The organism is Flavobacterium sp., from assembly GCF_965262375.1.
GTDB lineage: Bacteria > Bacteroidota > Bacteroidia > Flavobacteriales > Flavobacteriaceae > Flavobacterium.
Genome location: NZ_OZ253527.1, coordinates 2,856,826 through 2,869,811 on the forward strand (window position 1 = coordinate 2,856,826; position 12,986 = coordinate 2,869,811).

The following is a 12,986-nucleotide window of genomic DNA, read 5'->3' on the forward strand; positions in this document are numbered from 1 at the left end:
TCAAAAAATTTAATAAATAATAATCTTTTTGACTAAAGTTTGTTTCGCTGTTTCTAGTATTAAAGCATATGTGCCAGTAGGCAATGCGCTATTAAATTCGATTACATAACTCTTTTGTCCGTTTTCTTTCTTTTCAACTAGAGGTTGTTGCCCATTTATAGGATACAATCGCAACTTAATGGGGCTCGTTTCAGCTAATTTCACAATAGCTTGAAAATCACCATTGCTAGGATTAGGAGTTACAAGAAAATCAGTAATAAAGGGTTGAGCCACATTTCCTATATTCGCATCTATCGTCTTAGGTTCAACCGTAATTGTTTTGGAATATAAAGCATAACAATCTCCTTGAGTTTGTTTCAAGGAAATAGTATAACTACCTAAACTCGTAAATTTTAAAACAATATACTTTTCATTTTGATTTACTATCGTTACTGTATTAGGTATTTGCCAACTCGTATTTTCGCCTAGTGGATTACTTGCGTATATTAATATTACCTCATCGTTTAAATAGGCTTGTGAAGTCAAGAAAAATTCAGAAGATATAGCTACGTTACTGGTTTTTAAAACGAAACTATCTTGACCTAAACATCCTTTAGAACTTATAACCTTAGCTGTATAAGTGCCTGCTTGTGTCAAACTAACTTTGGCACTATTAGAACTAAAACCTTGAGTTGAGGTCCAACTGTACTGCGCTTGAGGATCTGGGATACTTATATCTAAATCCAGTTGCTGACCATTACACAAAGTCCTATTCCCTCCTAAATTAACCACAATAGGATCCGGATTATCTAATTTGAAATTCTTATAATAAGTACACCCTTTAGAATCTACTACCGTTAATTGATAATCTCCAGAAGCTAAACTTACTATGTCTTTTGTATTCCCTCCTGTATTCCAACTATAAGTATAGGGAGGAGTACCACCCGTCACAGTAGTAATTATACTTCCATCAACACCATCATGACACGTAGGTGAAGTAACAATTCCATTAATTACAACACCATTGGGCTGATTAATCAACATACTCCCTTGCACAAAGCAGCCTTTGGCATCCGTAATTTTTACAAAATAATTATTCGCAATCAAGTTGCTGATTTGTGACGTAGTCGCTCCTGTAGTCCATTCGTAATTATAGGGTGGGGTTCCCCCTGTAGGCACCGCTTTTATCCACCCATTATTACCTGCGCTACAACTAATATCTCCTTTTAGGAATTGTAATTCTAATTTTGACGGTTGAGCCATTAATTGAATAACTGGTGTTTCTTGACTAAGTACATTATTGACATATACGCCCAAACGAATGCCATTTTTATCTTCCACATTAAGCGAATAATTACCATGGTTTAAATACTGCGCCGTCGCATCCTGGTCATTCCAAATCTCCCAACTGCCATTCGACTTTTGTTTCCTCCAAATAAATTTATACGGCAAACCATTGTTTTCAAAACCAGTAAAAGGAACACCACCAGTTACTGTGGCCTGTAATATACCATCTTGCGATTCATCGCGTTGTCCATCTACAGGGTCTAAATCGGCTTCATTACCAAAAACATTTGTAACGTTACACGAAATCGTTCGCTGCACATTTAATTTGACTACGATAGGGTCTGGCTGATCTAAAAACTGAGTTGAATTAGCCACTGTACAACCATCTTTATCCGTTGCACTCGTATAATTTTTATCCCTTACCGTTAGGGTATAAGTATCAGAAGGTATGCCTGTTAAAGTAAGATAATAAACTTTAGCTGTTGCATCATAATAAGGCGTAATATTGGTTTGCAAAACCCCCTTACTATTTTTCCATTCATAAGCATAACTGTGATCGTCAAAAGGTGTTCCGCCTTTAATTGCTACTACTAATTGACCATTTGTGCCACCATAAAAAGTAGGTTGTTTGATTGAAGTATACGATAATGAAACAGCTTCTTGGGGTTGCTGTATTGTTTCACTCAGTTTTAAAATAGCGTCATTAGGTTGCAAGGCATTACAACCTTTCCAGTCACGGACTTTTATCGTATATGTCCCTATGGGAAGTTTTATAAGACTATGAGAAAACTCAGTATCAAAACCTTTCCATGTCAAACCATTATCAAGCGAATAATAATATCTTGGTGTCCCTTTTGTATGCTTACTAGTATCAGAACTGTCTGTTCCTAACGGATTCCCTCCATTAGCTTCTATTTTAATAACACCATCTTGACCGCCATGACACCAAATATCGGTTTTAGTGAGTTTGAAGGTTACAGGAAGTATTTCAGCTATTTCAAATTCAATTTTATGTTTATCACCTTTAATATAAGTGTTCACTCCGTCTAAGCCTCCAGGCCCTAAATTTAGTCTATATTTACCTGCAGGTAAATCCTTTATTGTTATTGATTTTCTATCACTCGATAAATTTAAATTAGGATTACCTATTAATGCACCTGATGAAATTTGATCGGAATTTGTAGTAATGTTAAACAAATTAAATCCTAAAATTTCATTATTTAACAATGCTCTGTCAAAATTCACAACAACATTTCCATTACTTTCTTTATAACATCTAGGACTTGTAGCTACAACAGTTGTTATATGTGGCGCAGATTTTAGGTAGGTCAACTGGATAAAATTAGGCGAAGAATTGGGAGCAGGATAACCGAAATTATTCACAACTTGAATTTTAAAAGAACTACCATTTAATGGTGGTATAGAGTTCGTAAATATATCTTTACCCTTTATTTTAATGTTTTTATTTCCTTGGTAAATTAACGGAAAAGATTCCCATATAGGATTCCCATTTAGGTCATTTTTGGTTGTGAATTTCCAATTATAAAAATTACTATCAATACCTCCAGGTTTTTCTTCAAAAATCAACTCATCTTCATCGCCTATAACATTGTTTTTGTCATCAAAAAACTCTAAATCTGTTCGTGGAATAGAAACAATTCGTAAATTTCCAGGCTGGTTAAGCCCTATTGAGCCAAGATCGTAATTAATGTCTTGCGCTTTATTCAGATTTAACCATGCATCCCTATAATCAGAACCTCTACAATCGCCTACCCAATTTTTCTCCCTTTTCGAAGTTAAAATTTGAATTCTAGAAATTACATTTGCATTCGTATAATTAGTTATTCCTCCCCAATTTCCATATCCTGAATTTACATAACCGTCCATGTTTCCAGGATATGGAACAGATGCTTGGAATAAACTTAGAGGATTGCCTCCTAAACTATAGTGGCCAACTACCCAATGAACTCCAGGATGCTTACTGTCACCACAATCATCACCCCATAAACCAACATATCCAGATATATTTAATCGATATTGAGAGTTCGTATATACATATGTTTGTGAGTACATCACAAACTTTAAAAACAGTAATGAAAATAGTAAACTTTTCTTCATCATCTAATATTTTACAATTACACTTTCCGATTTACAAGGATTGGCAGATTCCAAGTTTACCACAAGATGATATTCATATTCTGTATTCATACTCAGTTGTGTATCTACTATTTCTTGAATGGGTTTGTGTATTTCTTTCCATAAAGAGGGCACTTCGCCTAATTTATTTCTATAAATACTAATCCCTTTTATCTTCTCTTTCGATTTCTTAAAATTCCACGTAATACTAATTTTTCGTTGCTCTCTGTCAACCGTTGCTAAAACGTTTTCTAGAATACCAATTGGGGTCATATCTACAAATGGAATGCTTACGACTGAATTTTCAAGCGAAGAAGTCAAGCCTGTCTTGTCTTTAGCGAGTATGGCATACTGATAGGTGTTTTTACTATCTAATCCACTATCTGTATACGTTTGTAGTGTATCATTTACTTTCAGAATTTCTGTCCATTCTTTTTCTCCTTGCTTTTTACGGCGCAGATGATGCGAAACCACATCGTCGCTATAACTACGTATCCATTCCAAATGAATTTTTCCTTTAGAAACACTATAATCCTTGAAAATAGGTGCTGTAGGAGGTATTCGGTCAGGCTTTTCTAATTCTAATATTGCTGACATTTCAGAAATATTATACCTTTTGTCCTCAGCGGCTAGTCGATAATACACTTTAGGATTCGACATTTTTAAGCTGACTTTATCTGTGTAAGCTACGCCTACAAAAGGCTTAGTATAAATATCTACGAATTCTTCATTGGGATTATTAGCTTTCAAAATTCTATAGCCCAACAAATCTTTTTCAAGATTAGCTTTCCATTTTAGTTTAACCACTCCCAAACTATCTATAGTGCCTTCTAAACCTATAGGCTTCATAGGAGGAATAGAGTCAATAGGCTGTACTAAAGTACTTTGGGAAGAAAGTTTTTTATTATTTTTTCCAACTACAAAGATTTTAAAGTAATTCGATGGACCTAAATTTTTATATTCAAATTTACGCGTTTGTGGAGAAAGCAATTCAGTTACTTTTTGATAAGGGCCCTTTTCATCTTCTGAATGGTTGACTTCAAAACCAGCAATATGATTTTCTAAATCATTTGGATAGGACCAATCTAATATAACACTATTGTCTTTAGTAATTTTATAATCATCTATACGCGTGGGTAAAAAAACATCATGGACACCTTTTGTTGTTATAACTTTGCTCGACTGTCCTTTTTCACCAAAAGCACTAATGCCATATAATTTATAATGATAAGTTTTATCATTTTGAGCTAAAGTATCTACATAATATAATCGTTTAGATTGTACACCTTTTTGCTCATTCATATTTACTATAGGCGCATTGGTTATTGGAGAAAATGCTACTCCATCTTCAGAACGTTCAATTTTATAAGATGTAAATACATCTTTATACGATTCGTAATCCCAGGAAATCAATACTTTTTTATCATCAGAAACAGCAATTAAATCATCTATTGCAGGTAGTTTTTTATAATCTTTCATACCCACTAATACAGATGCCGATTTGAACTTACTATTAGGAATACTAATTTGATAGACATAAACCTCATTTCTAACGATAGAATTATCAACAAATCCCCAACCCGCTTTTAATGCGCCTTCAAAACTCATATCGGCTGCAAATAAACCGAAAGTATGACGTTGTTCCATCTCGTCAGCAGTTTCAATTATTCTAGAAATAGAATTATTGTTTTGTCCGCTTATTTGAAAATCTTCTCCATAAATAGACTGAGCCACAATGGCTGCATAATTATCTTTCTGGATCAATTCAGCCCAGTTTTCAAGGGGTTGAGGTAATAAAGCAGTTGGTGTGAGTACTTTTTTTTCAGGCTCAGCTATTAACTGATTTCCTTTTTTTACCGTATAACGAGTTAAAATGAAACCTGTCTTTAGCGCTTTTTTCCATTCAGAGGCTGAAGTAACTCCCCATCGTAATAGAATTTTATCTTTTTGTCCACGAGCGATAATTTTCAAGGGACTAGTCTCCTTATTTTGAGCAACTAAATTAATTTGAAAAAAAAGAATAAGAACAAATAGGAATCTATCGATTTTGGTTAACATTTAGTTTTTGTTTTATTTTTTGCAAAAGTACTTTTTTATTTCATTTAGCAAAACTTTAACTTTTTGTTTTTTAATATTTTACAAACAAAGTAGCAATCAAGCGGTCACTCTCCTTGAACCGCTTTGTTCTAGTCAACCTCGAGCTACACTCCGTGTAACTTCTTGGCTTCCGTTCCACAGTTCACTCATGCAAAGGTAGTCCCTAAGCTTATCAGCACAGGTACTGCCTTTTGTATTTCGTCCTCAGCTCCACATTTACAGAAAAATCTATTAAATCATTTTACCAACTAAAATCATTTACTGTTTTCTATTCTTATCGCAACCATTTAGTATCCGCTACAAACATTAAACAGTATCAAATCCCTTCAAATTATAGATTTTGAAGGGATTTTTTTTTACCCTGCATTGCCACAATCATTTTTTCTTATCCCACTTTAAGTTAAATCGATCTAACTACACTCCATTTAATAAATATTAAGACTATTTTTCATTTAAAAAAATGAACTTTTACAATTTCCAATCTGATAAAAACGAAACCTTAGTAGCACTATACTACTTTAACAATATTCAATTTTGGAAATTTATAAAAAATAAAAATTTTTATGGCATCTTTCTATTTGAAGATCAGCAAGAAATCCAACTAGAATTTGAAGGCACTATCATTAATAGCACCCATACATCGGTTCTTTTTTACTATCCTTACCAAAAACTAGAATTCCTAAAAAACAGTAAAGGGCAATTATTAGTTTTCCATCCCAATTACTTCTGTTTAGATGTTGAAGGTAAAGAATTAGGATGTCAGGGGGTCCTTTTTCAAAACATATTAAAAACGTCGCATTACAACCTTAGTGCAATAAATTTTGAACTTTTAAAAACGGGGTTTCAAGAAATTCAGCTAGAAATAGAATCAAAAGCGATAGGTAGTTATCAATTCATCTCAAACTTGATAAGCATTTTATTACTAAAATGTTTACGCATTATTCATCAAATCAATGCAGAAACCATAACGCCGCTCACTCCTATTTTACAATTCAAAACATTATTAAACCAAAAAGTAACAACAAACCACCAACCTAGTTTTTATGCTACTCATTTAGGTTTAAACACAAAACAATTAAACCTTTTAGTCAAAGAAAACTTAGGAAAAACCACCCAACAAATTATAAACGAAAAATTAATAGCTTTAGCTAAAAGCAAATTATTCAATACCCAACTAATTGTAAAAGAGATTGCTTTTGATTTAGGATTTGAAGACCCTTTATACTTCAGTAGAATTTTTAAACTTCATACTGGCGTTTCTCCAAAAGAATTTAGAAATAATTTACGTGAAAAATTTATTGAAGACCTTCAAAACACTTCACAACTTTAAATCCATAACTTACCTTTTTTGTCCATTTTTTCCACACTGGTAACCAAATAATTTTACCTCATTAAAAAATCAAATCATTATGAAAGTAAAATTTTTAAAAGGATTATTCCTTAGCGGTCTACTTGCAACAAGCTTATTTTCTTGTTCTAAAGATGAAGTAACATCTACCGATGTTCCTAAAATAGCTGAAAACGAGTTTGTAGGTGCATGGGACAAACAAGATACGGTACGCATTTCGTTTTCAAAAGATGGTAAATTCACCGCACAGCGATGGATTAGCGATGACAAATCGTATGCTAACAACTTTGCAGTGGAAGGAAACTACACTGTAAACAACAACGAAGTCACTATTAATGTTTCCGAATCCAACCTCACACATCTGTGGTCAGAACAAAAACTAGAAAAAATTATTTTAAGTACTCAACTAAGTTCTGACAAAAAATCTGTAAAAGTAAAATCTGTAAGTATATTCCCTAACACCTTAGATGTAAAAGATGCCGTAATTAAAAGGCTTGGAAATGCTTTTTCAAAAAATGACTCACCTACAACTGTGTTACCAAACGAGAAATTACAACTTAAGGATGTAACTACATACACTCCTACTACATTACCTAACATAAAGCCTTGGACATATACTAATCAGGAGTTTAATTTTACACTAAAAAACTACGAATTAGGAATAGCTACTCCCGATCAAGCAACTGTGAATTTACCTTTTAGTACCATGGGACAACACCTACACTTAATTGTTGACGATGCGCCTTATTTACCAGTTATGAATATTCCTTTTAAAAATAATTTGACTGATGGGGAACATACAATTGTAATAGGAGCTGGAAGATCATATCATGAGCTTTACAAAAATCCAGAAGCCATAATTACAAGCAAAATCATGGTTATGGGTGGATCTGAAGTAGCGGGAAGCAGAACTCCAATCACGACACCTGAAATTTTTGCAAGCAGACCAAAAGGAAACTATAATGCAGCGGACGCTAAACGTATTTTGATTGACTATGTCTTAACCGAAACCGCAAAAGCAAATTTAGATGCAAAAAAACAAATTGTTCGTATTACAGTTGACCACACTCCTTTTATTAATAACAAATGGAAAGCAAATGTATTAGAAGGTTTATCAAGACTTGGTACTCACAAACTAAGACTTGATTTGTATGATTTAGAAGCTAAAAAAATCATTATGACTAAGAAATCTGAATTTACACTACAATAAAAAACACTTTCTTAAACAAAAAGAGCAACCCAAAAAGTTGCTCTTTTCTTATTTACAAACACGAATTAATTAATTACCTGTTTCTTTCTTTGCATCCTCAACCATTTTCGCATTAGCTGTAATGGCAAATTCCACACGACGGTTTTGCGCTCTACCCGCATCACTATCATTAGATACTAACGGATCTGCTTCGCCCATACCCACAGTTACAAAACGACTCGCATTCAATCCTTTAGAGGCTAAATAATTTTTAACCGCATTCGAACGATTCTCTGATAATTTCAAGTTGTATTCATCAGCACCTTTATCATCTGTATAGCCGTAAATTTTAATATCAGTATCAGCATACTCTTTAAATACGGGAACTAACTTATCTAAATTTGCTTTAGCTTTAGGTGTTAAGGTAGCTTTGTTAAAATCGAAGTTCACTGAATTTTCACCTAAAGTTAATTTGATCCCCTCACCTACACGTTCTACTTGTGCTCCTGGTAACGCCTCACCTATTTTACGTGCTTGACGGTCCATTTTATTCCCAATAACACCTCCGGCAACACCACCAATAACACCACCTAACACGGCGCCTAAAGCTCCATTACCGCCTTTTCCAATATTATTTCCTAAAACACCACCTAACACGGCACCCGCCACTGTACCAAGAGCAGCACCTCTTTGGGTATTATTAGTATTTTTAATCGCTTCACAACTTGTACTTGCCCCCACGAGCATTGCTCCTGATAAGGTATATATAGCTAACTTTTTCATTTTTTCTATTTTTTATTTTCTTTTGAAATGGTAAACTACTTTACCTGCACTATTGCCTACTTGCATTTTATCGGTCAAATCAAATGAATTTTCAGTTACATTCGAAACAATTAAAATATATCCTGAAGTCACTTTACGAGGTTTGTCCCCCTCTTTAATAAACTTCAAAACAAATTGTTTGTCTTCCGTTACATACCACTTGATCGCTGATGCATAATCTGAACAACCCGCTTTTTTTAAAGCCATTGTTCCTGAATCATTGTTTGAAACTAAATGCCATTCGCTACCTTCAAAACATTTAGCATCTGCCACTTCAAAAGCATTTACTTTAAAATATTCTGAACCAGCATAATCTACATTATTCACCACCCAATCGCCTTTTAAAGCAACTTGCGTTTTTCTTTCCACACTTGTGGTCACCAGGTTTTGTTTAGGCTTACAGGCTACCACTGATCCAAGCATAGCCGATAAAATAATTAGTTTTTTCATCTTATTTTGATTTTACGTTGTGCACTGCGCAAAACTAGTACCAATTTAAGAAATTTCCCATAGAATTTCTACTACACAGTCTGCCAATTTGTCGCAAAAATAAATTTGGTATTTCATTTGAGTAGTTACAAGCAATTAACTAAAATGTACAACTATGACAACAGGAAAAATTAATGTTTCAGTAGAAAACATCTTTCCCTTAATCAAAAAGTTTTTATATAGCGACCACGAAATTTTTCTTCGTGAATTAATTTCAAACGCTACAGATGCAACTTTAAAACTGAAACATTTAACTTCTATAGGTGAAGCTCAAGTAGCATACGGCAATCCTATTTTAGAAGTTAAAATAGACAAAGAGGGTAAAAAGCTCCACATTATTGACCAAGGTTTAGGTATGACTGCCGAAGAGGTTGAAAAATACATCAACCAAATTGCATTTTCTGGCGCTGAAGAATTCTTAGAAAAATACAAAGATTCAGCTAAAGATTCAGGCGTAATTGGTCACTTTGGTTTAGGTTTTTACTCGGCATTTATGGTGGCTAGTAAAGTTGAAATTATTACTAAATCCTACAAAGACGAACCTGCAGCACATTGGATTTGCGACGGTAGTCCTGAGTTTTCATTAGAACCGCACGCTAAAACCGAAAGAGGGACCGAAATTATCTTACACATAGCTGAAGATTCGTTAGAATTTTTAGAAGATTTCAAAATCCGTGAATTGTTGACTAAATACAACAAATTCATGCCTATTCCAATCAAATTTGGTACAAAACAAGAAGCATTACCTAAACCAGAAGATGCTCCAGAAGATTACAAAACAGAATACCAAGAGGTGGATAACTTCATCAATAATACGACTCCGGCTTGGACGAAACAACCTTCTGACTTAACCACAGAAGACTACAACAGTTTTTACCGTGAGTTGTACCCAATGAATTTTGAAGAACCTTTGTTCAATATTCACTTAAATGTTGATTATCCGTTCAATTTAACTGGTATTTTATACTTCCCTAAATTGACAGGTGATTTACAAATTCAGAAAGATAAAATTCAGTTATACCAAAACCAAGTTTTCGTAACAGATAATGTTGAAGGTATTGTTCCTGAATTCTTAATGATGTTGAAAGGGGTTGTTGATTCGCCGGATATTCCTTTAAACGTGTCACGCTCGTACTTACAAGCTGATGGAAATGTTAAGAAAATATCTAACTATATTACCCGTAAAGTATCGGACAAATTAAAATCGTTATTCAACGAAAACCGTGAAGATTTTGAGAAAAAATGGAACGATATTAAAGTAGTATTAGAATATGGTATGTTATCAGAAGCTAAATTCTACGAAAAAGCAGGTGATTTTGTATTGTATCCTACAACAGATGACAAATATTACACTTTAGCAGAATTAAAAGAAGCTCTGAAAGATACGCAAACTGACAAAAATGGTAAGTTAGTGGTATTGTACGCTTCAAACAAAGAGGCGCAACACAGTTATATTGATATTGCCAAAGAAAAAGGCTACCAAGTGGTGTTATTAGATTCGCCTATTGTATCGCATTTGATTCAAAAATTAGAAGCGGACAATGAAAACTTAACATTTACTCGTGTAGATGCTGACCATATAGATCGTTTGATTCAAAAAGAAGAGGATGCCATTTCTAAATTATCAGACACTGAGAAAGAGCAATTAAAAACCACTATTGAAACTGTAGTTCCTAAAGAAAACTATACCGTTCAAATGGAAGCTTTAGACAGTGCATCGGCTCCATTTATCATTACCCAACCCGAGTTTATGCGTCGTATGAAAGAGATGAGCGCAACTGGCGGTGGTGGTATGTTTGGTATGGGGAATTTCCCAGAAATGTACAACTTAGTGGTAAATACGAATTCTGAATTGGCTACAGCTATCTTAAACAGTGAAGAGGCTATCCAAAAAGATTTGGTAAAACAAGCTTTAGACATTGCTAAACTATCACAAGGTTTATTAAAAGGTGAAGAATTGACTTCGTTTGTAAAAAGAAGTTTTGAAGCGCTGAAATAATCATTCTACCAGAAATACAAGAAAGCCCCAAATTACTCTGTAGTTTGGGGCTTTTTCTTTTCAACAGTACCCTCAAAAAATACCATTACACTAACAAAAGCATCGTTAGTAACTTTTAATGGTCTATACCTAATCCACTGAAGTATTGAACTCTCTTGATGGAGTTCTGAACTCGTTCGTTCAAGCTTGGAACTCATTTGATGGAGTTCTGAACTCGTTCGTTGAAGCTCCGAACTCGTTTGATGGAGTTCGAAACCCGTTCGTTGAAGCTCCGAACTCGTTTGATGGAGTTCGAAACTCGTTCGTTGAAGCTCTGAACTCATTTGATGGAGTTCTGAACTCGTTCGTTGAAGCTCTGAACTCGAAATTTTGAGTAATTAACTCAATTTTTCTTAAAAAACTTGAAAATAATTCAAAGTAACACATAAAAATCACTTCTATTTTACCATTCTTTTAATTTATACTATTTAGACTTTATATTTTGCTTTAAAAAAAAAAACAATTCTTTAACTCCCCTATGTTTCCCTCAAGGAAACAATCCTCAAAATTGTGTTATTAGACAACTAATAATACTTTTCATAAAACCTTTGAATGGTAGTTATTTCAAAGTTAAAATGGGATTAGTAACCTAAATTAGATTTATAATTATTTGATATTTAGTGTTTCCGACTGTTCGATTTTTGTGTAATAAAATGGAACAGAAGATGTTTCGAGAACATATTGATGCTACTTTTCGATATAATTTTCCTTCGTTTCTCTACGGAAAATCGAAGTGACGGTTATTCAGACTAAATTTACATCGAATTCACCTTAGTAGTTATTGAAATAAAAAACGGATCGAGACTTCTACATTTTATAACTTGACATTTAAATCTAGTCTTTTTTAAATTAAAATGGGATAACACCCCAACCTACTACGCATCGAATGTGTAAGTCAATGATAACCGAAAGACATATACCCCCCTTCTTCCATGAGCATATAAATGATGTCAATAGCCCAAACTAGATTTTTTCTTTTAATTTCTAAATCTTTGAACTAGTAAGGATATTTCTTGTGTTCCTTGTTAACAATAGTGGTACATGGCTCACGATAAATAGTTTGCCAACCAAAAGCATCAAGCGTTTAACTTGTTTTTTATTGACTTTGAATCCTTGTTCATTAATTCATACTGTCATTTTTCGACATCCATAAAATGGTGTAATTTTATATTGAGACAAGATTCCATGATTTTTTTCTCAACAGATTCATCTTTAGGGTCAATAATAAAATAAATTTCTATTTAACGTCAACAACAAACTGTGTTTAGATAAGTTAGAAAATTCATCTTTACTAACCCAATTCATACGAATTTTTAGCAATCAACTCAGTATTTTTTAAATAAAAATTTTAATCTGCCCTATTTTTGTATAAAGCTTCGCGGTAGATATGTGATTTTTAACTTTTTCAAGTTTATCCTTTTCAAAAATGTTAGTTATATTTTTTACTACCTCGACTTTAAAAATGGATATTTGGGTAGGTACTAATTCATATTTTTTAGCAAATATTTCAATTGTTGTACGTTCTCTTAAACCCTCTAAAACTAATAACGATACAATTGACTAACAATCTTTTATAAATAAAAAAATCCAAATCTTTAATT

9 protein-coding genes are annotated in these 12,986 nt (G+C 33.4%); 4 read left to right on the top strand and 5 right to left on the bottom strand.

Features of this window, described 5'->3' with window-relative positions; all coding sequences use genetic code 11:
* Positions 1-9: 9 nt before the first annotated feature.
* Positions 10-3,387 (bottom strand): T9SS type A sorting domain-containing protein, encoded by a 3,378-nt coding sequence (locus ACQY29_RS13065; RefSeq protein ID WP_428225622.1) that lies wholly within the window; start codon positions 3,385-3,387, stop codon positions 10-12.
* Complete coding sequence (locus ACQY29_RS13070) at positions 3,388-5,460, bottom strand: fibronectin type III domain-containing protein (RefSeq protein ID WP_428225623.1); 2,073 nt, start codon at positions 5,458-5,460, stop codon at positions 3,388-3,390.
* Between the two features lie 499 nt (positions 5,461-5,959).
* Between ACQY29_RS13070 and ACQY29_RS13075 the strand changes: the two genes are divergently transcribed.
* Both ACQY29_RS13075 and ACQY29_RS13080 read left to right on the top strand, forming a co-directional pair.
* The gene (locus ACQY29_RS13075) at positions 5,960-6,829 is read left to right on the top strand and encodes a helix-turn-helix domain-containing protein (RefSeq protein ID WP_428225624.1); all 870 of its coding nucleotides are present in this window, start codon (positions 5,960-5,962) and stop codon (positions 6,827-6,829) included.
* A gap of 79 nt (positions 6,830-6,908) precedes the next feature.
* Positions 6,909-8,057, top strand: a complete 1,149-nt coding sequence (locus ACQY29_RS13080; protein WP_428225625.1) for a hypothetical protein — start codon at positions 6,909-6,911, stop codon at positions 8,055-8,057.
* Positions 8,058-8,126: 69 nt separating this feature from the next.
* On the opposite strand, the gene ACQY29_RS13085 is transcribed toward ACQY29_RS13080, so the two are convergent.
* Together ACQY29_RS13085 and ACQY29_RS13090 are read right to left on the bottom strand one after the other, a co-directional pair.
* On the bottom strand, positions 8,127-8,819 hold the full coding sequence (locus tag ACQY29_RS13085; RefSeq protein ID WP_428225626.1) for an OmpA family protein: 693 nt from the start codon (positions 8,817-8,819) through the stop codon (positions 8,127-8,129).
* Between the two features lie 12 nt (positions 8,820-8,831).
* Positions 8,832-9,308: a hypothetical protein gene (locus tag ACQY29_RS13090; protein WP_428225627.1), complete on the bottom strand. Its 477-nt coding sequence runs from the start codon at positions 9,306-9,308 to the stop codon at positions 8,832-8,834.
* A 154-nt stretch (positions 9,309-9,462) separates the two neighbouring features.
* Between ACQY29_RS13090 and htpG the strand changes: the two genes are divergently transcribed.
* Positions 9,463-11,346 (top strand): molecular chaperone HtpG, encoded by a 1,884-nt coding sequence (gene htpG / locus ACQY29_RS13095; RefSeq protein ID WP_428225628.1) that lies wholly within the window; start codon positions 9,463-9,465, stop codon positions 11,344-11,346.
* Between the two features lie 32 nt (positions 11,347-11,378).
* On the opposite strand, the gene ACQY29_RS13100 is transcribed toward htpG, so the two are convergent.
* Complete coding sequence (locus ACQY29_RS13100; protein ID WP_428225629.1) at positions 11,379-11,669, bottom strand: hypothetical protein; 291 nt, start codon at positions 11,667-11,669, stop codon at positions 11,379-11,381.
* Between the two features lie 1,142 nt (positions 11,670-12,811).
* Here ACQY29_RS13100 and ACQY29_RS13105 point away from each other — a divergent pair.
* Complete coding sequence (locus ACQY29_RS13105) at positions 12,812-12,949, top strand: hypothetical protein (RefSeq protein WP_428225630.1); 138 nt, start codon at positions 12,812-12,814, stop codon at positions 12,947-12,949.
* Positions 12,950-12,986: the final 37 nt, after the last annotated feature.